Annotated in this window: 15 protein-coding genes and 1 pseudogene; 7 read left to right on the top strand and 9 right to left on the bottom strand. The window is 71.5% G+C overall.

The window, feature by feature from the left end; genetic code table 11:
* Window positions 1-14: 14 nt before the first annotated feature.
* Both pulA and MCBG_RS29850 read right to left on the bottom strand, forming a co-directional pair.
* Window positions 15-5,513, bottom strand: coding sequence for a pullulanase-type alpha-1,6-glucosidase (gene pulA, locus MCBG_RS29855; RefSeq protein WP_043329709.1), 5,499 nt, complete (start codon window positions 5,511-5,513; stop codon window positions 15-17).
* Between the two features lie 143 nt (window positions 5,514-5,656).
* On the bottom strand, window positions 5,657-6,349 hold the full coding sequence (locus MCBG_RS29850) for a cellulose binding domain-containing protein (RefSeq protein ID WP_043329707.1): 693 nt from the start codon (window positions 6,347-6,349) through the stop codon (window positions 5,657-5,659).
* Between the two features lie 153 nt (window positions 6,350-6,502).
* On the opposite strand from MCBG_RS29850, the gene MCBG_RS29845 reads away from it, so the two are divergent.
* Complete coding sequence (locus MCBG_RS29845; protein ID WP_043329705.1) at window positions 6,503-7,102, top strand: GNAT family N-acetyltransferase; 600 nt, start codon at window positions 6,503-6,505, stop codon at window positions 7,100-7,102.
* 39 nt (window positions 7,103-7,141) lie between these two features.
* On the opposite strand, the gene MCBG_RS29840 is transcribed toward MCBG_RS29845, so the two are convergent.
* Window positions 7,142-7,795, bottom strand: coding sequence for a GOLPH3/VPS74 family protein (locus MCBG_RS29840; RefSeq protein WP_030503305.1), 654 nt, complete (start codon window positions 7,793-7,795; stop codon window positions 7,142-7,144).
* A 200-nt stretch (window positions 7,796-7,995) separates the two neighbouring features.
* Between MCBG_RS29840 and MCBG_RS29835 the strand changes: the two genes are divergently transcribed.
* Entirely contained in the window at window positions 7,996-9,507 is a 1,512-nt protein-coding gene (locus MCBG_RS29835) for an APC family permease (protein WP_043329703.1), read from the top strand.
* A 305-nt stretch (window positions 9,508-9,812) separates the two neighbouring features.
* Here the strand turns inward: MCBG_RS29835 and MCBG_RS29830 are convergent.
* Both MCBG_RS29830 and MCBG_RS29825 read right to left on the bottom strand, forming a co-directional pair.
* Window positions 9,813-10,201 (bottom strand): annotated as a pseudogene (locus MCBG_RS29830) (hypothetical protein).
* Between the two features lie 41 nt (window positions 10,202-10,242).
* Window positions 10,243-10,950: a hypothetical protein gene (locus MCBG_RS29825; protein ID WP_043329701.1), complete on the bottom strand. Its 708-nt coding sequence runs from the start codon at window positions 10,948-10,950 to the stop codon at window positions 10,243-10,245.
* On the opposite strand from MCBG_RS29825, the gene MCBG_RS29820 reads away from it, so the two are divergent.
* Both MCBG_RS29820 and MCBG_RS29815 read left to right on the top strand, forming a co-directional pair.
* The gene (locus MCBG_RS29820; protein ID WP_036343738.1) at window positions 10,949-11,140 is read left to right on the top strand and encodes a hypothetical protein; all 192 of its coding nucleotides are present in this window, start codon (window positions 10,949-10,951) and stop codon (window positions 11,138-11,140) included. The genes MCBG_RS29825 and MCBG_RS29820 overlap by 2 nt on opposite strands.
* Window positions 11,141-11,192: 52 nt before the next feature.
* On the top strand, window positions 11,193-12,029 hold the full coding sequence (locus MCBG_RS29815) for a dienelactone hydrolase family protein (RefSeq protein ID WP_223201380.1): 837 nt from the start codon (window positions 11,193-11,195) through the stop codon (window positions 12,027-12,029).
* A gap of 392 nt (window positions 12,030-12,421) precedes the next feature.
* On the opposite strand, the gene MCBG_RS29810 is transcribed toward MCBG_RS29815, so the two are convergent.
* On the bottom strand, window positions 12,422-13,075 hold the full coding sequence (locus MCBG_RS29810) for a DedA family protein (RefSeq protein WP_043329697.1): 654 nt from the start codon (window positions 13,073-13,075) through the stop codon (window positions 12,422-12,424).
* Window positions 13,076-13,099: 24 nt separating this feature from the next.
* On the bottom strand, window positions 13,100-13,456 hold the full coding sequence (locus tag MCBG_RS29805; RefSeq protein WP_043329695.1) for a VOC family protein: 357 nt from the start codon (window positions 13,454-13,456) through the stop codon (window positions 13,100-13,102).
* Window positions 13,457-13,612: 156 nt separating this feature from the next.
* On the opposite strand from MCBG_RS29805, the gene MCBG_RS29800 reads away from it, so the two are divergent.
* Complete coding sequence (locus MCBG_RS29800) at window positions 13,613-16,468, top strand: aconitate hydratase (protein ID WP_043329693.1); 2,856 nt, start codon at window positions 13,613-13,615, stop codon at window positions 16,466-16,468.
* A 65-nt stretch (window positions 16,469-16,533) separates the two neighbouring features.
* Here the strand turns inward: MCBG_RS29800 and MCBG_RS29795 are convergent, their stop codons facing one another.
* A complete protein-coding gene (locus tag MCBG_RS29795) occupies window positions 16,534-16,848 on the bottom strand; it encodes a hypothetical protein (protein WP_043329691.1) in 315 nt (104 codons plus the stop codon).
* A gap of 88 nt (window positions 16,849-16,936) precedes the next feature.
* Between MCBG_RS29795 and MCBG_RS29790 the strand changes: the two genes are divergently transcribed.
* Both MCBG_RS29790 and MCBG_RS29785 read left to right on the top strand, forming a co-directional pair.
* Window positions 16,937-17,704, top strand: coding sequence for a DUF5753 domain-containing protein (locus MCBG_RS29790; RefSeq protein ID WP_043329688.1), 768 nt, complete (start codon window positions 16,937-16,939; stop codon window positions 17,702-17,704).
* A complete protein-coding gene (locus MCBG_RS29785) occupies window positions 17,695-17,880 on the top strand; it encodes a DUF397 domain-containing protein (protein WP_043329686.1) in 186 nt (61 codons plus the stop codon). The genes MCBG_RS29790 and MCBG_RS29785 overlap by 10 nt, the downstream gene beginning before the upstream one ends.
* A 5-nt stretch (window positions 17,881-17,885) precedes the next feature.
* On the opposite strand, the gene MCBG_RS29780 is transcribed toward MCBG_RS29785, so the two are convergent.
* Window positions 17,886-18,401 carry a GNAT family N-acetyltransferase gene (locus tag MCBG_RS29780; RefSeq protein WP_043329684.1) on the bottom strand — a complete coding sequence of 172 codons (516 nt, stop codon included), beginning with the start codon at window positions 18,399-18,401 and terminating at the stop codon, window positions 17,886-17,888.
* Between the last annotated feature and the right edge of the window lie 174 nt (window positions 18,402-18,575).

Genomic DNA, 18,575 nt, shown 5'->3' with positions numbered 1-18,575 from the left:
GTCGGCCGTGCCGGTCAGCTCTGGACGAACACCGCCACGCTGCGCGCGGGCACGGTGAACGTGCCGGCGGCCCGGTCGAACGAGGCGGTACGCAGCGCCGGGTCGGCCGAGTTCCGCAGCACCGGATGCAGCGTCACGTTCGCCCCGCGCAGCCCGGTGACCGTCTGCTTCGCCGTCTCCGGCGTGGCGTTGAAGACGACGGTCACCGACTTCCACGTCCCGTCCAGCCCGCGCGCGTCGAGGGTCATGGTGAGCACGCCCGGCGTCTCCTTCGGTCCGGACAGCGGGAACGCCACCCGCTTCTGCACCTGCTCGGCGCTGCTGAGCCCGAACACCGGCGAGGATCGGCGGACGCGCAGCAGCTCCGCGTACCGGGCGTCGGCCAGTTCGACCGCCGCGCAGTCCGGCACCAGCAACGGGTCGGCCAGCAGCGGCTTCGCGTACGACCACTTGTCGCGGTTGTCGGCCTCCGGCGGCAGGCCGGCGCCGAACCCGTTGCCCTGGGCGCAGTCCCAGCGGATCTGGTTGAACCAGTCCCCCGAGTTGTACGAGTTGCGGTCCAGCGACTTCGAGCGCAGCCGCTCCGAGCCGGTGGTGACGAACCCGGCGCCCTGCCCGAGCGCTGTGGTCGCCAGCGCGAGCACCTGCATCCGGGCCCGGTCCTGCGCCGAGGTCCCCTGCGGCAGCTTGTACGCCAGCGCGTCGTACAGGATCTCGTTGTCGTGCGCGTCGACGTAGGTGACCGCCTCGCCCGGCGCGGCCGTGTATCCGGCCGGCGCGCCCTTGTAGTCGACCTGCGCGCCGGTGACCCGCTTCCCGGAGGAGTCGGTGAACCGGTAGTCGCGCAGGTTACCGGTCAGGCCCACCTTGATCAGGTCGTGCTGGTGCAGCAGCCGGGCCCGCTGCTCGGCCGCCGTGCCGTTGACCTCGTCGCCGTTCGGGTCGGTGTAGAGGCCGGAGGCGAAGCCCTGCGCGCGGGGGTTCGCGTCGAACGGGCCGCCGCCGCGCACCGCGTCGCGGAACCGGTCGTTGAACGTGCCGATGCCGGTGCCGGCCATGTTGATCTGGGTGGCCTGGGTGAACCGGGCGTCGTCGGCGACCTCGCCGAAGTTCCAGCCCTCGCCGTAGAGCAGGATCTTCCGGCCGTCGACGCCGTCGCGGGCGAGCGTGAGCTTGTCCAGCGCGGCCCGTACGGCCAGGATGTTCGCCTTCGGGTGGTGGCCCATCAGGTCGAACCGGAAGCCGTCGACCTTGTACGCCTTGGCCCAGGTGACGATCGACTCCACCACGAGCTTGCCCATCATGGCGTGCTCCGGGGCGGTGTTGGCGCAGCAGGTCGAGTTGGCCACCGACCCGTCGTCGAGCAGCCGGTGGTAGTAGCCCGGCACCACCTGGTCGAGCACCGACTTCGGGTCGGCGCCGGCGGCCGAGGTGTGGTTGTAGACCACGTCCATGACCACCCGCAGGCCGGCCTTGTTCACCCCGGCGACCATCTGCCGGAACTCGGTGGTGCGCTTGGCGCCGTTCGGGTCGGTGGCGTACCCGCCCTCCGGCACCGTGTAGTGCAGCGGGTCGTACCCCCAGTTGTAGCCGTCGGTGTCGGCGACCGCCGCGACGCACTTCTGCTGCTGGTCGGAGTCCGGCGGCAGCGCGGCCAGGTCGCAGGCCGGCTGGGCCTGGTCGGCCCGCTTCTCCGGGATGGTGGCGAAGTCGAACGCGGGCAGCAGGTGCAGGTAGTTGACCCCGGCGTCGCCGAGCGCCCGCAGGTGCTTCATGCCCGCCGTCTGCGGGTCGGTGAACGCCAGGTAGGTGCCGCGCCGCTCGGCCGGAACCGTGTTGTCGGCGATGGAGAAGTCCCGCACCGACAGCTCGGTGATCTGGGCCTTCGACGCCGGCGGGGCGGCCGGCTTGCGCAGGTTCGCCCAGCCGGCCGGCGCGAGCGCCGGGTCGGTCAGGTCGACGATCTGGCTGTGCGTGGAGTTCGGCGCGAGCGCCACCGAGTACGGGTCGGTCACCGACGCGGTGACCACCTTCTGTGTCGCCGGCTGCCACGCCTGCACCTGGTAGCGGTAGTAGCGGCCGGTCCACGCCTTCGTCCCGCGCACCGACCAGACACCGGTGCGGTCGTCGCGTCGCATCGCCACAGTGGTCGGCTCGGCCGTGGGCGAGTCGAACAGCTCCAGCGCCACCTTCTGCGCGGTGGGCGCCCACACGGCCAGCGTGGGTACCCGCCCGGCGAACGTCGGGCCGAGTTTCGCGCCGGTCGCGGCCGCGTAGACGTCGTCGAGCACACCGGGGATCTGCACGCCGGTGGCGGCGAGCAGGGCGCCCTCGGCGTCCCGCTCGGTCACCACGAGCTGCCCGCGCAGCGCCGCCGGCACCTTGGCCAGGTCGCCGCGCGCGAGCGTGAAGGCGCGACGGTCCCAGAGATGGGGGTACGCCTGTCGTTGCGCCTCGGCCAGCCCGTTGCGCTGCGCCCGCAGCGGCAACTCGGTGTACGTGCCGGTCAGCTCGCCGTCGGCGACGCCGATTCCACCGGCCGGGGCGACCGCGAGCGCGTACCGCCTGCCGTCGGTCGGGCCGGTGGCCCAGGCGACTGTGGACCTGTCGATCCAGTTCGCCTTCTGCCTGGTGATGTCGATGTCGGTCGCGGCGCCGGACGTGGTGGTCGGCAGCAGCCGGCCCTTGACGCCGGCGAGCAGCCACACCTCGCGCCCGGCGGTGGCGAAGTCGAGCCGCTGGTCCTCGGGGTGGTCCTTCTGGTCGCCGGAGTGCACGATGTAGCTCAGCCCGGTCGCGCCGGCGCTCAGCGGCACGCGGAACACCGCGCCGTAGGCGTCGATCTTCTCCGGCTTGAGCGGCGTGGCCCAGTCGGTCGGGCTGGCGGCGCCGTCCCACAGGTGCAGGCCCCAGCCGTCGTAGTTGCCGTCGGCCTTGCGCCAGTGGATCAGCGCCGTGTCCGGCGCCACCGGCGGGTCGGGCTCGCCGGTGGCGGCCTGCCGCGTCGGGTACACCTCGGCGTCGCCCTGCTTGACCCAGACCTCCCCGGTCCGGGTCACGTCGATGAAGCGGTCGGCCGCGACGTCCTTGTTGCCGCCGGAGTCGACCACGACGAAGCCGACCGACTTCGCGCCCGGCTTGAGCTTCACCCAGGCGAACCGGCCGTACGAGTCCTCGCCGGCGAACGGCTGCCCGGCGGGCCACTCGGTGACGTACGCCGGGTCGATGTCACCCCAGGCGTAGAGCCGCCAGTCGTCGTACCCGCCGGCCGGGCGCTTGTAGTGCACGATCGCCCAGTCCCGCGACTCGCCCCGGTCCGGGGTGCCGACGGTGCCGGTGGCGCGGGCGGTGGCGGTGCGGCCCTTGCCGTCGCGGACCACTGCCTTGTACTCGACAGTGGTGCCGCCGGGCAGGCCGGTGAGGTCGTGGTGCACGGTGTACGGGGCGCGGTGCGCGCTGCCCAGCAGCGTCCACTTCCCGCCGTCGACCCGGGCGGCGAACGTGACGGTGGCGAGCGGGTCGCCGGTGACCTGGGCGGTGACGGTGGCCTTGCCGGGGGCGGGCTCGTCACCCGGCTCGGTGATCGTGATCTTCGGAGCGGCCCCGGGGTGCGGGATGACCCGGTCGGCCTTGAGCACCACCGCCGACATCGCCGGCACGGTGAGGCTCAGCTTGCCGTCGGCAGCGGCCGTCACGTCTGCGGCGCCGCCGTACACGCCGGTGAAGCGGGCGCCGGCCGACCAGGTGTCCACCGTGACAGTCTGCGGGGTGGCGGCGTTGTTCACCGCCGCCACGTACTCGATCCGGTCGGCGGGCAGGACGCGGGAGAACGCGAAGACGCCGGGACCGTCGGCGGCGTGCCGGGTGACCTGGACGCCGTCGCGCAGCGCCGGGTGCGCGGCCCGCAGGCCGCCCAGCTCGGCGATGGTCCGGTAGAGCGGATGGCGGGTGTCGTACTGGTCGACGGCGTGGGTGCGGGTGGTGCCGATCAGGTCGTCGTCGAGGTAGTCGGCGGTCCGGGAGGCGAACATGTCCTGCCGGGCGTCCTTGTCCCCGCCCGGGCCGGTGAAGCCCTGCTCGTCGCCGGAGTAGACGACCGGCTGGCCACGGGTGAGGAACATGAGCTGGTGGGCGAGCCGGCTGCGCGTCAGCTGGGCGGCGTCGTCCCCGCCGCCGGCGGCGACGAACGAGCCGATCCGGCCCATGTCGTGGTTGCCGAGGAACGTGGTGAGCCGGTTGGCGTTCGTGTCCCGCGCGGTGTAGAGGTCGTCCTTGGCGTACACGTCGGCGAGGGCCTTGGCCGAGCCGTCGGCGGCGGCGTAGCCACGTGCCGCCTCCTGGAACGAGAAGTCGAGCGTGGCGGGGAGGCCGCCGCGCCGCACGTAGGTGGACTGGATCTCCTGTTCGGCGCTGTAGACCTCGCCGAACATGAAGAAGTCCTTCTTGCCGGCCTTCGCCGCGGCGGCGTCGATGCCGCGGGCGAACTGCGGCCAGAACTCGAGGTTCGAGTGCTTGACGGTGTCGAGGCGGAACCCGTCCACGCCGGCCTTGCCGATCCACTCGGCGTAGATGTCGGTCATGCCGCGCACCACTTCGGGCCGCTCGGTCCACAGGTCGTCCAGGCGGGAGAAGTCGCCGTACTCGCTGTTCTCCCCGGCGAAGGTGGAGTCACCGCGGTTGTGGTACATGGTCGGGTCGTTCAGCCACGCCGGTACCTTGACCTTCGCGTCGGCGGGGGTGGCGAACACCGGGGTGTACGGGAACGACTTCTCGTTGACGGCGGGGAACTTACGGGTGCCGTCGGCGTAGTTCCGGTCCTCGAAGGGTCGTCCCTGCGCGTCGCGGTAGGGCGCGGTCTTCTTGTCCACGTAGCCGTACTTGTCCTCGGCGTACCGGATGACGTCGGCGGTGTGGTTCACGATGATGTCGAGGTAGACCTTGATGCCCCGCCGGTGGGCGAGGTCGACCAGCTTCTTCAGCTCCGCGTTCGTGCCGAAGTGCGGGTCGACCTGGGTGAAGTCGGTGATCCAGTAGCCGTGGTAGCCGGCCGAGACGTCGGCGCCGGTGCCCTGCACGGGCCGGTTCTTGAAGATCGGGGCGAGCCAGATGGCGGTGGTGCCGAGCCCTTGGATGTAGTCCATCCGGTCGATCAGGCCCTTGAGGTCGCCGCCGTGGTAGAAGCCCTTGTCGGTCGGGTCGTGGCCGGTGGTGAGCCGGCCGCCGGTGAGGCCGCCGTTGTCGTTGCGCTTGTCGCCGTTGGCGAAGCGGTCCGGCAGGACGAAGTAGAACTGCTCGGCCTTGGCGGTGTTGCGGCTCGCCGCGAGCAGCGCGTCGGGCGAGGGCTCGTGGTTCCACTGGGGAGCGTTGCCGGCGGCGAGGACGTCGGGGGTGGCGGCGCGCTCGGGAGCGTCGTCGCCGAGCTGATGGAGGGCCACCGGAACGCCGACGACGGCGAGCACGAGGGAGGTGACCAGGGCGAGCAGCGCCTTGGGGGATATCGGCGGCGGTTTCATCGACGGCCTTTCTCTGGTCGCTGATTCGCCCGCACGCTAGCCCTTGCCGAAACATTCTGCAATACCTTGCAAACCATGCTGCAACAAAGCAGTTACCTTGCAAGAGAGTGCACGCGTGTCGCCCCGATCCCGGGGCGCGGGTTCTACCGAGCGACGCAGGGCGTGCCGTCGACGGTGCAGCTCGCCGGCCGGGTGCCCGCCCGCTCGATGTGGAACCGCACCGCCAGGGACTGCCCGGGGGCCAGGTCGAATCCGCTGCGGTAGGTGAAGACGCCGTCGTCGAAACGGAACACGCCCTGCTCGGCGCCCTCGACCCAGGCGGTGACCAGCCTTCCGCCGGGGAAGACCGCGCGCACCGTCCAGCCCCGGTGCGAACGCGCGGTGTTGACGAGCAGCACCTCGCCGATGAAGCCGCCGTCGAAGGCGCTCTGCACGCTGTACCTGCCGGTCACCGCGGACGGCGGCGCCACCGGCGGCGGAGACGACGGGGGCGGCACCGGCCGGGCGACGCCCCGGGGGCTGGGCGTCGACGCGGCCGGCGTCGGCCGGGCGGGCAGCTCCGTGGAGCGGGGCGACAGGCCCGGCAACACCGGAGCGGTGGCGGAGACCGGCGACGGACCGCTGGCGCTGACCGCCGTGGGGGTCGGCGGCACGTGCGGCAGCGGCATCAGCGGATCGGGCGGACCGGCCGCCGGGAACGTGCTCCGTCCCCGCACCGAACCGAGCGCCACCGCCAACAGGACCACCATCACGACCACGCCGGCGGCGACGAGGATCCAGGGGGACGAGGTCATGGCGGCCCCGGGCTGCGGGCCGGAGCGACGCGTGTGGGACATGGTCCTCCTGTCGGGGTCCGGGCCAGCGTAGCCACCGGGACCGGGCCGCGGCGAGCGGCCGGAATCGGGCCTGCCGCACGGCGCGGACTCCTGATACCTTGCACGCCGATCAATGACCACAATGGCTCGTCGAGCCGGTAGGACGGATGGCCAGTGACTGAGTGGCAGGGCAACATCCGGCGGGCGTCCACGGCGGACGCCGCCGTCGTGACCGCGATTCTCGCCGAGGCGTTCATGCAGGATCCGGTGAGCGGCTGGGTCTTCCCGGCCGACGACCACCGCGCGCGGGTCCATCCCGCCTTCTTCGGGCCGTTCGTCGCGCTGGCGCTGCGCACCGGCGAGGTCCACCTCGCGGGCGACGGCCTGGGCGCCACGCTCTGGCTGCCCACCGGCGACGGCCACGAGGCCGAGGAGGGCGACGAGTTCGCCGGGATGGAGGCCGCGATCGGCGCCGAGGCCATGAAGCGGTTCGGCATGCTCGACGAGATGATGGGCGCCCGCCACCCGAGCGAGCCGCACTGGTACCTGCCCTTCATCGCGGTACACCCGGACCATCATGGCAAGGGCGTCGGGTCGGCGCTGCTGCGTAACAAGCTGGCCGAGCTGGATCAGGCCGGCTCCGCCGCGTACCTGGAAGCCAGCTCGCCGCGCAACGCCGCGCTCTACGAGCGGCTCGGGTTCCGGCGCCGCCCGGTCACGCTCGACCTGCCGGACGGGCCCAGCCTCTACCCGATGTGGCGCGACCCGGCCTGACCGGGATCGTCCCGCCCCGGCCTCACCCGGGGCGGGACGTCATCGCCGTACCGTCGTGGTGCTCACGTCGAGCGCGCCCACGACGGCGGCGAGCAGTCCGTCGAGCTGCCCCGGCAGGAACCGCCGGCAGTCCCGCATCCGGACGCCGACCTGCGGGTCGAAGATGTTCGCGGCCAGCCCGACCGCCTCGGCGAGGCTGGCCAGCAGCAGCGTGCCCGGGTCCAGTTCGGCCGGGGACGAGTGCATCAGCATGGCGGTCAGCCGTACCCGCGGCGAGGCCGCCTGGTTCGGGTCGTTGGCCGGCCAGCGCACCGTCCGGCCGATCAGCTTGCCCTGCTCCCGGCGGAGCACGCCGGCGGTGACCAGCCGGGTGCCGACACGCTCGTTGATGTTGAGCTGGGTCCGCAGATAACGGATCCACAGCCGGGCCGGGTGCGCGCCCTCCCGACGCAGAATCTCGGTAATGAGCAGATCGGTGAGCGGCTCCTGCCACAGTCGCGGATCGACAGCGGCGATTCCGCCGCCGTCGAGGGCGATCCGGCCCTCGAACATCAATTCGGCGAGCGCGGCGCCGGCCAGCCCGCACTCAAGCCGGTCGACGGCGACATGCGGCTTGCCGGTGAACTCGTCGTGTCCGATAAGGAACAGCGCATCCGCAAGCCGGTAGGTGGCCTGCGCCCCGGGGTAGGTCATGGTCCATCCTCGAACGGTGGCCGTGAACGTCGACACGGGACGGTACGGCATGACCACGCACAGCTCAATTCCGGTCGATCAGGAGCCCCCCAAATCGATATCGAGACGGGGTTGTGACGATCAGTGATCACCAATACCCTGCTTCAGGTTGTTCCGAAGTAGACAGCTGAACCCCCTCACTCCCCTCCCCTGGAGAAGCCTTGTCCTCCGATCCGTTTTTCTCTGACGGTGGGCTGCGCCGCGGTCGTCTCGGCACCGCTCACCTCGTCTTCTTCACCGTCGCCGCGTCGGCCCCGCTGACCGTTCTCGGCGGTGGCGTCACCACCATGTACGCGGTCAGCGGCAACATCGGCGCCGCGCTCGGATACGTGCTGCTCGCGGCAGTGCTCGCCGTTTTCGCCACCGGCTACGCCGCGATGAGCCGGTACGTCGCCAACGCGGGCGCGTTCTACGCGTACATCGCCAACGGCCTCGGTCGAGCCGGCGGGGTGGCCGGCTCGGCCGTCGCGCTGGCCGCGTACAACGCGATTCAGATCGGTCTCTACGGCCTGCTCGGCGCGATCCTCGGCGACTTCATGGACGCCAAGACCGGCATCAGCCTCGACTGGTGGGTCTGGGCGCTGCTGGCCTGGGTCTTCATCGGCGCGCTCGGCGTCCTGCGCATCGACCTGAACGCCACCGTGCTGGCGGTGCTGCTCATCCTCGAGTGCATCGCCGTGCTGATCTTCGACCTGGTCGCCTTCGCGAACCCGGCCGGCGGCGCCGTCACCACCGCCGGCATCAGCCCCGGCCACCTGTTCGGCGCCGGCTTCGGCGCGGTGCTCGCATTCACCATCGCCTCCTTCACCGGCTTCGAGAGCGGCGCCATCTACAGCGAGGAGGTCAAGGACCCGCGGCGCACGGTGGCCCGGGCCACCTACATCGCCGTCGCGTTCACCGGCCTGTTCTACGCCTTCTCCGCGTGGGCGCTGACCGTGCTGACCGGCCCGGAGAACGCGCCGGCGGCCAGCGCCGAGGCGGGGCCCGGCGTCATCTTCGGCGCGCTCGACCAGTACACCGGCGCGGTCGTCGCGGACATCGCCAACGTCCTGTTCATCACCAGCGTGCTCGCCGCCCTGCTGTCGTTCCACAACGGCGTGGCGCGGTACCTGTTCGCGCTGGGCCGCGAGCGGGTCCTGCCGGGCTTCCTCGGCGCGACCTCCAGCCGCAGCGGCGCCCCGGTGGCGGGCTCGCTGGTGCAGAGCATCCTCGCCGTGGTGGTGTTCCTGGCGTTCGCGATGACCGGCCGTGACCCGGTCATCGACCTGTTCACCTGGCTGTCCGGCGCGGCGGCGGTCGGCGTCGTGCTGCTGATGACGCTCACCTCGGCCTCCGTCGTGGGCTTCTTCCGGGGCCGTCCCGGCCCGGAGAGCGCGTGGCAGCGGGCGATCGCCCCGGGGCTCGGCACGATCCTGCTCACCGCCGTGCTGCTGGTGCTGCTGTTCAACTTCGACGCGCTGCTCGCGCCCGACACCGCGAGCTACCTGAAGTGGCTGCTGCCGGCGATTCCGGTGGCGGCGGGCGTGCTCGGCCTGATCTGGGGCGCGGTGCTGCGCACCAGCCGGCCCGAGACGTACCGCCGGATCGGCCAGGTCACCGAGGAGGGCCTGCACGAGCCCGGCCTGCACCCGGCCCCCGAGGCCGACCGCTGGGCCGGCGCCCACCACCGCTGACGTCCGTCGGTGCGGCGGCCGGCCCGCGTGGCCGGCCGCGTTTGATTGTCTGCTGACTTCTACGTGCCGCGAGAGCTCTCATTACGAAAGTAATCCTTGCGGCAAAGCCTCTCATCGCATGTGGTCGCAAACCAGGTGTCGCTTCCAGTAATAATCCGCGGTTGATGCTGGGTCTTGTCTATAGTATGTCGAGTTTTAGCGAGTGTCGGCGCATGACGTGGTATTGAGCCGGCGCTAATCATGTCAAGTACGTCGACGTGTTACCCTTTAGACCTTATAAATTGAAAGGACCCGCACCACCACGATCAGGCGGTACGGATGACAGGCAGATGACCGGACCGTCCTCGGTGGTACGCAGCAGGTAGCGGTAACGCTCGCCGGGCACCGCGCCGCCCTGGCTGTCCAGGAACTCCCAGCGCACCGCCACCTCGGTGAGCAGCGCCGAGACCTGTTGCACGTCCTCGATCTGCGCGTTCGCGGCCACCAGTTCCCGCTCCTGGTAGTCGGGGGCGGCGCCGACGAAGCTGAGCGCCACCGCCGCCGGCGAGGTGAACGAGAAGCTGTAGGTGTCGGCGACCACCAGCCCGGGCAGGGCGTAGCAGCCGGCGATGGCCGGCACGTCGGCGGTGGTCAGCGCCACGCCGTACCGGTCGAAGAAGTCGGTGAGCGTGTCGAGGTCGGTGGAAGCCGTCACGACGCTCCTCATTACCGGCCCGGCGCGGCGGCAAACCTTCCTCAGCGCGGCGGGATCCGCACCTCGATCTCGGCGCCGAGGCGCGCGCCGCCGCTGAGGGCCAGGTCGTCGCCGCTCCAGAACCGTCCCGGGTCGTACCAGTTGGGCCGCCGCCCGGCGGGCAGCAGACCCATCGCCTCGTACGTCACCGCCACCACCTCGGCGCAGTACGCCGTCTCCAACGCGTTGTCGCTGCTCTGCCCGCCGTCCGTGCTTTCGTCTCCGCTCCTGGTCCGGCCCCGGCCGCCGATCCGGCCCTTGATGCCGCCGAGGCTCAGGCGGCGCGGGTGCGGCACCCGGCCCCGGGCCCACCGCCAGGCGAGTTGCGCGGTGGACGGGAACGGCGTGCCGTCGAGACGAGCCACGGTACGCAGCACCGCCTCCTCCATCGCCGGGTCGGCCGGCGGTTCGAGCTGACGCAGCCAGCCCCGCTGGCCGTACCGGTTGGCCCAGACGCAGACCGCGTCGCGCAGGTCGTGCAACTGCACGCCACGCTGGTGGGTGCCGGTCCACATGTCCGGCAGCGAACGGCCCAGCTCGGCGTGCCACATCAGCGGCGGCATGTCGTCGAGCACCACCGCCATGCCCACATGGTTGACCGGGCTGTTGGTGGTGAGCTGAATGGCGCGGTCCGGCACGCTGCGCCCGCGGAACACCCACAGATCGCCGGTGCGGGTCAGCTCCACGGCCTCGTCCAGGCTGATGCTCATGGAGGACTACCCTAAGCGGATGCGGCAACGGATGCGGTGGTGGAAGGTACTCGGACTCGCGGGTCTCGCCGGCGTCGCGGCGACCGGAGTGGTCGTGGCGCGCGCGGAACGGCGGCGCCGCGCGTACACACCGGAGGAGATCCGGGACCGGCTGCGCGAACGGCACGCGAAGGCGTCGTCGTCCTCCTGAGCGGACAGTCACGGGGCGGCGCGACCGGGCGGGTTCTCCTAGCATCGGCGTGATGGGAACCAGTTTCTGGGAAAGCCCGTTCGTCCTCGACCCCCGGCCCGCCGCGGTGGAGCGGCACGGCGACGTCGACCTGCACGTCCCCACCGGCGACGGCCGGCACCCCGCAGTCGTGATCGTGCACGGCGTGCCGGGCCCGCCCGACGCGCCGGACGCGCGCGACTGGCCGCTCTACCGCGGTTACGGCGCGCTGCTCGCCGAGCGGGGCGTGCTGGCCGCGATTCCCCAGCTCACCGTGGCCGGCCCCGACGACCTGTACGCCGTCGCCGCGCGGGTCGCCGCCGCCGCCGAACTGCTCCGCGCCGATTCTCGCGTCGACGCCGACCGGCTCGGCCTCTGGTTCTTCTCCGGCGCCGGCCTGCTGCTCGGCGACTGGCTCCGCGACCCGCCCCGCTGGCTGCGCGGCCTGGCCGCGACCTATCCGCTGCTGGCCCCGCTGCCCGGGTGGCCCCCGGTGGATCCGCGCTTCCGCCCGATCGACGCGCTCGACCTGCCCGCCCCCACCGGCGACGCCACCGCCACCCCGGCGCTGCCGGACGACACCACGACGCCGGGCAGCGTGGACTCCGGCGGCACGGGCATCGACGCCGCGCGGCCGGCCGAGCCGGCTCGGCCGACGCTGGTGCTGACCAGGGCGGGCCGGGAACGGCCCGAGGTCGCACCCACCATCGAGGCGTTCACGGTGGTCGCCCGGCGGCGCGGCATCCCGCTGCACGTGGTGGACGTGCCGAACGGTCAGCACGGATTCGACGCGCTGGACCACACCGAGGAGTCCCGGGCCGCCGTACGCACCGCCCGCGACACCCTGCTCGACCTGCTGACCGCCCCCTGACCACCGGCCATCGCACCACCAGATCTCCCCACGCCCTCACCCCGTCTCGTTGATCATGAGGTTGGCCGGGACAAAACAGACACAAACTGCCGCCAACCTCATGATCAACGGGGCGGGCGGCGCACCGGAATCCCGCACCCGCGCTTGAGCACCCGTTCCCGCTCGCCCCGCCCGTTCTCGCTTTCCCGGCCTACAGCCCACCAGCCAGCGCCCACGCCGGACGATCAAGGAGTTTTGGTCCTCTGGCGGGCCGATTCCGTACACAAACTCCTTGATCACCTCGGCGGCGGCGCCCGGGGGAGGCAGCTAGGCGAGGCGGAGACCGGAGCAGGGCCGGGGAACGGAGCAGGGGCCATGGCCCAGGGCGGGGACCGGAGTGCGGGCGGGGTGGGTCAGCGGTCGGCTGCGGGGACCGGGTCGGGGGTGTCGGGGCTGTCCAGGGGCTGCAGGCGCTTGGCTCGGCGGCGCAGCCACGCGGTGCTCACCACGCCGGCCAGCACGGCCAGCACCAGCCCGGCCCAGGAGATGTCCTTGAGCCAGTGCTCGGCGGCCTGCCCCAGATAGAACAACAGGTAGGTGGTGCCGAACGCCCAGACCAGCCCGCCCGCGGCGTTGGCGATCAGGAACCGGCGGTACGGCACGCGCAGCGCCCCGGCGAGCGGCCCGGCGAGGATGCGCAGCAGCGCGACGAACCGCCCGAAGAACACCGCCCAGACACCGTGCCGGGCGAAGCTCAACTCGGCGCGGGCCAGGTGCGCGGGGCCGAGGTGTTTCGGGAAGCGCCGACCGAGCCGCTCCAAGAGGGGACGGCCACCGCGGCGGCCGACGGCGTACCCGACGGAGTCGCCGAGGATCGCGCCGGTGGCTGCGGCGGCGGCCACCCACTCGGGCCCGACGGCGCCGGTGGCGGCGAGCAGGGCGGCGCTGACCAGCACGATCTCGCCGGGCAGCGGGATGCCCATGCTCTCGACGCCGATCACCACGCCCACGAGCAGGCAGATCAGGCCCGGTGGGAGGGCGGCGAGCCAGTGCTGTACGTCGACCACCCCGCCGACCCTACCCGCGCCCGGTCATCCGGCGGGGGCCAAGAACTCCAGCCGGTTGCCGTGCGGGTCGTGCGTGTGGAACCGCCGCATGCCGGGAATCTCCTCGTCGCCCCAGGTCACGGCGTGGCCGGCGGCGTCCAGGCGGGCGGCCAGCTCGTCGAGGTCGGGGCGCACCAGGGCCGGGTGGGCCTTGCGGGCGGGACGGAAGTCGTCCTCGACGCCCAGGTGCAGTTCGGCGTCGTACCCGGTGAACCAGCAACCACCGCGGGCGGCGAGGGCCGGGGGTTTGGGCTTCTCGGTGAGGCCGAGCAGGCCGGTGTAGAAGGAGCGGGACAGATCCTCGGAGCCGCGGGGGCAGGCGAGCAGGACGTGATGGATCATGGTGGCACCTCCTCGTCCCGCAGCGTGGCACGAGGTTGCGTGAATAGCAAGACGGACGTACGGTTTTGTAGAGACCGACGCAGGTAAGTGTTGCCTAAGCACGGCGGCGCTCCGGTCGGTGCGACAAACTGCTCAGGACTACTCACGGTCGCTGGTGTGAAGGAGTACGACGTGGCGAGCCTCGACACCTTCGGTGCGAAGACCCAGCTACGCGTCGGAGACGCGAGCTACGAGATTTTCAAGATCGACAAGGTGGAGGGCCACGAGCGACTGCCCTACAGCTTGAAGATCCTGCTGGAGAACCTGCTGCGGACCGAGGACGGCGCGAACATCACCGCCGACCACATCCAGCAGCTCGGCGCGTGGGACGCCACCGCCGACCCGAGCGTGGAGATCCAGTTCACCCCGGCGCGGGTGCTGATGCAGGACTTCACCGGCGTGCCCTGCGTGGTCGACCTGGCCACCATGCGCGAGGCGGTACGCGACCTCGGCGGCGACGCCACGAAGGTCAACCCCCTCGCTCCGGCCGAGCTGGTCATCGACCACTCGGTCATCGCCGACCTGTTCGGCCGCGAGGACGCCTTCGAGCGCAACGTCGAGCTGGAGTACGAGCGCAACAAGGAGCGCTACCAGTTCCTGCGCTGGGGTCAGACCGCGTTCAACGAGTTCAAGGTCGTCCCGCCGGGCACCGGCATCGTGCACCAGGTCAACATCGAGTACCTGGCTCGTACGATCATGGAGCGCAACGGCCAGGCGTACCCGGACACGGTCGTCGGCACCGACTCGCACACCACCATGGTCAACGGCCTGGGCGTGCTGGGCTGGGGCGTCGGCGGCATCGAGGCCGAGGCCGCGATGCTCGGCCAGCCGGTCAGCATGCTGATCCCCCGCGTCGTCGGCTTCAAGCTCTCCGGCGAGATGCCGGCCGGCACCACCGCCACCGACCTGGTGCTGACCATCACCGAGATGCTGCGCAAGCACGGCGTGGTCGGCAAGTTCGTCGAGTTCTACGGCCCCGGCGTCAGCGCCGTGCCGCTGGCCAACCGCGCCACCATCGGCAACATGTCGCCGGAGTACGGCTCGACCGTGGCGATCTTCCCGATCGACGCCGAGACCGTCCGCTACCTGGAGCTGACCGGCCGCGACGCACAGCAGGTGGCGCTGGTCGAGGCGTACGCCAAGGAGCAGGGCCTCTGGCACGACCCGGAGCGCGAGCCGGAGTACTCCGAGCGCCTCGAGCTGGACCTGAGCACCATCGAGCCGTCGCTGGCCGGCCCGAAGCGCCCGCAGGACCGGGTGCCGCTGGGCAGCGCCAAGACGCTGTTCCGCTCCGCGCTCAGCGACTACGTGGCCGCCGACGAGACCGGTGGCGACCCGGGCCGCAAGCCGGGCGTGCCGCAGCAGGAGAAGCCGTTCGGCGCCGACGGCCCGGCCGACGAGGCGTCCGCCGAGTCCTTCCCGGCCAGCGACTCCCCCGCCAACGGCGTGAACGACCCGGCGGACGCACCGCGCGACCTGGAGACCGCCGCCGTGGGCGCGGGCGGCCGGGCCAGCAATCCGGTACGCGTGACCGGCGCCGACGGCGTCGAGTACGAGCTGGACCACGGCGCCGTGGTGATCGCCGCGATCACCTCCTGCACCAACACCTCAAACCCGCAGGTCATGATCGGCGCCGCGCTGCTGGCCCGCAACGCGGTGGAGAAGGGCCTGGCCCGCAAGCCGTGGGTGAAGACCACCCTCGCGCCGGGATCGAAGGTCGTCATGGACTACTACGACCGCGCCGGCCTCACCCCGTACCTGGAGAAGCTCGGCTTCAACCTGGTCGGCTACGGCTGCACCACCTGCATCGGCAACTCCGGCCCGCTGCCGGAGGAGGTCTCCGCCGCCGTCAACGAGGGCGACCTCGCCGTCGTGTCGGTGCTGTCCGGCAACCGCAACTTCGAGGGCCGGATCAACCCGGACGTCAAGATGAACTACCTGGCGTCCCCGCCGCTGGTGGTCGCGTACGCGCTCGCCGGCACCATGGACATCGACCTGGCCAACGAGCCGATCGGCGAGGACGCCCAGGGCAACCCGGTGTACCTGCGGGAGATCTGGCCGAACAGCGCCGAGATCCAGGACGTCATCGCCTCCGCGATCGGCGCGACCGGCTTCAGCGCCGCGTACGCCGACGTGTTCGCCGGTGACGAGCGCTGGCAGTCGCTGCCGACGCCGACCGGTGACACGTTCTCCTGGGACGGCGAGTCGACGTACGTGCGCAAGCCCCCGTACTTCGAGGGCATGCAGCAGGAGCCGGCCCCGGTGCAGGACATCGCCGACGCGCGCGTGCTGGCGAAGCTGGGCGACTCGGTGACCACCGACCACATCTCCCCGGCCGGCTCGATCAAGGCGGACTCCCCCGCCGGCAAGTACCTGGCCGAGCACGGCGTGGCCCGGCACGAGTTCAACTCGTACGGCTCCCGCCGGGGCAACCACGAGGTGATGATCCGGGGCACGTTCGCCAACATCCGGCTGCGTAACCAGCTCGTCCCGGGTGTCGAGGGCGGCTTCACCGTCAACCACCTGACCGGTGAGCAGACCTCGATCTACGACGCCTCGATGGCGTACCAGGAGGCGGGCGTCCCGCTGGTCATCCTGGCCGGCAAGGAGTACGGCTCCGGCTCGTCGCGGGACTGGGCGGCGAAGGGCACCATGCTGCTGGGCGTGAAGGCGGTCATCGCCGAGTCGTACGAGCGGATCCACCGCTCGAACCTGATCGGCATGGGCGTGCTGCCGCTGCAGTTCCCGGGCGGCGAGACCGCCGAGTCGCTGGGCCTGACCGGCACGGAGACGTTCTCGATCAGCGGCGTGACCGCGCTGAACGACGGCGACACCCCGCGCACGGTGAAGGTCACCACCGACACCGGCGTGGAGTTCGACGCCGTGGTCCGCATCGACACCCCGGGTGAGGCGGACTACTACCGGCACGGCGGCATCCTGCAGTACGTGCTGCGCCGCATGATCGCCAGCTGATCTTGGATGTAAGGAAGGGCCCCTTCTTAACAGACGTCTGTTAAGAAGGGGCCCTTCCTTACATCTCAGCGGAGGCGGAGCGCGACGGCGCGTGCCTCGGCGTCGGTGAGCGGCAGGAACCACAGGAAGCGCCGCACGATCGCGATCGGGTCCGGGCCGTCGGGGTGGCCGCGCAGGTCGCGGATGGCCTGCCGGGTGAGCCGGGAGAACTCGGGGATCATCGTGGCGCGGCGGGCCGCGTCGGTGGGCGCGGCCCGCAGGGTCGGGCACGGCCAGGGCTCGCCGCAGCGGTCGCAGCGCCAGGCCGGACCGCACGCGCGGTGGCCGGTGAGCGGCAGCACCACCCGGGGGTACGCCGATGTGGGTGTCGGTTCGGTCATGCCTCCACCGTGCCGAGGGTGCCCGAACAATCACACAGCGTTGTGTAATCTCCTCCGGACGGTTCTTTTGCTCCGGGGAGGAATGGGCATGAACCATGCCTTCGTCACCGCGCTGGCCGGCGCCGGCCACACCGCCGAGAGCCTGGCGGAGCGGCTCGGCCTGCACCCGAAGACGGTGGCCCGGTGGGCGAACCCCGGGCACATCCCGCAGAGCCGGCACCGCGCGACTGTGGCGAACCTGCTGGGCCAGCCGATCGAGGCGCTCTGGCCGGACGCGGTCCGCCGCCGCGAGCCCGTCTGGTTCCGCCCGTGGGTGGACATCGAACGCGAGGCGGTCGCGCTACGCACGTTCGAGCTGGCGTGGGTGCCGGGTCTGTTGCAGACCGAGGCGTACGCCCGGGCCACGTTCATCGGCCAGCCGCTGACCGCCGACGAGATCACCGACCTGGTCACCGCCCGGCTGGACCGGCAGGGCATCCTCACCCGGCCGCGCGGGCCGCTGTACGTCGTGGTGCTCGACGAGCAGGTGCTGCGCCGCGCCGCCGCCGGCGACCGGGCGCTGATGGCCGCGCAGGTGACCCACCTGCTCGCCTGCGCCGAGCTGCCGAACGTGCAGCTCCACGTGGTGCCGGCCGACACGCCGACCTATCCCGGGCTGGACGGGCCGTTCGTCATCGCGGAGCTGCGCGACGGCAACCGGGTGGCGCATGTGGACAGCCAGGCCCGCGCGCAGATCATCGAGCAGCCCTCGGAGATTGCTACCCTGGAGCGTCGGTGGGAACGCATCCGGGGCGAAGCGCTGCCCCGCGCGCGGACCCTGGAACTGCTGAGGGAAGTGGCGGCGGCATGGACCTGAGCGGCGCCCGGTGGCGCAAGAGCACCCGCAGCGGCGGCAACGGTGGCAACTGCGTCGAGGTCGCCGGCAACCTGCCCGGTGTGGTCGGCGTCCGCGACTCGAAGGACCCGGCCGGGCCGGTGCTCACCTTCACCCCGGCCGCGTGGACCCGGTTCCTGACGTCGACCCGCCGCTGAGCCGGTCAGGCCAGCCGCGCAGCGTAGACGTGCACCGGATCCCCCGATCCGGACGTCGTCGCACGCTCGAAGCTCAGCCCGATCCGCTCCGCGACCCGCTGCGAGGGCGTGTTGTCCGGGTGGATGATCGCGACGAGGCGGTCGACGCCCAGCCGGTCGCGCGCGTGGTCGCGACACGCAGCCGCCGCCTCCGTGGCGTACCCGTAACCCTGCGTTGCGGTCAGCAGGTGGTAACCGACTTCGACCTCCATCACCCCGTCCACCGGCTGCGGAGTGAGACCGCAGTCGCCGACGAACTCGCCTGTCGCCCGTGACCTGAGCACCCACAGTCCGAAGCCGTGGCTGCGGTAGAGGCCCTCGCTCCAGCGGATCCAGTCCAGTGCCTCCGCCCGGGTCTTCGGCCGCGGGTAGTAGCGCATCACGAGCGGGTCGCCGAGCATGGCGGCCATGTCGTCGAGGTCGTCGACGGTCATCTCGGCAAAGATCAGTCGTTCGGCGGCAGGCGGCGGATCAGCAGTCATCGTGGCCCCGGTCGCTTCGTCACGGCTTCGAGGCTACCGAGGTCGAGCGCCGCTCACGGACCCGGAATTGCAATTCGATGATGTCCCCGCCCTCCCCGATCGCACATCCGACACCGCAAACAATCGACGTCCATGATTCATTGACACGCTCCGAATCCCGTCGATACGTTGCCG

The sequence above is a fragment of the Micromonospora sp. M42 genome, assembly GCF_000568915.1.
Classification (GTDB): Bacteria; Actinomycetota; Actinomycetes; order Mycobacteriales; family Micromonosporaceae; genus Micromonospora; species Micromonospora chalcea.
The sequence above is the reverse complement of the archived record's forward strand: the minus strand, read 5'-3'. Positions and strand labels throughout refer to the sequence as shown.

Coding starts and splice junctions, on each gene's coding strand:
- MCBG_RS29795 (WP_043329691.1), bottom strand. CDS start 16,848: ATGACCGAACCGACACCCACATCGGCGTACCCCCGGGTGGTGCTGCCG.
- MCBG_RS29780 (WP_043329684.1), bottom strand. CDS start 18,401: ATGACTGCTGATCCGCCGCCTGCCGCCGAACGACTGATCTTTGCCGAG.
- MCBG_RS29785 (WP_043329686.1), top strand. CDS start 17,695: ATGGACCTGAGCGGCGCCCGGTGGCGCAAGAGCACCCGCAGCGGCGGC.
- MCBG_RS29820 (WP_036343738.1), top strand. CDS start 10,949: ATGGAGGACTACCCTAAGCGGATGCGGCAACGGATGCGGTGGTGGAAG.
- MCBG_RS29805 (WP_043329695.1), bottom strand. CDS start 13,456: ATGATCCATCACGTCCTGCTCGCCTGCCCCCGCGGCTCCGAGGATCTG.
- MCBG_RS29850 (WP_043329707.1), bottom strand. CDS start 6,349: ATGTCCCACACGCGTCGCTCCGGCCCGCAGCCCGGGGCCGCCATGACC.
- MCBG_RS29815 (WP_223201380.1), top strand. CDS start 11,193: ATGGGAACCAGTTTCTGGGAAAGCCCGTTCGTCCTCGACCCCCGGCCC.
- MCBG_RS29840 (WP_030503305.1), bottom strand. CDS start 7,795: ATGACCTACCCCGGGGCGCAGGCCACCTACCGGCTTGCGGATGCGCTG.
- MCBG_RS29825 (WP_043329701.1), bottom strand. CDS start 10,950: ATGAGCATCAGCCTGGACGAGGCCGTGGAGCTGACCCGCACCGGCGAT.
- pulA (WP_043329709.1), bottom strand. CDS start 5,513: ATGAAACCGCCGCCGATATCCCCCAAGGCGCTGCTCGCCCTGGTCACC.
- MCBG_RS29790 (WP_043329688.1), top strand. CDS start 16,937: ATGAACCATGCCTTCGTCACCGCGCTGGCCGGCGCCGGCCACACCGCC.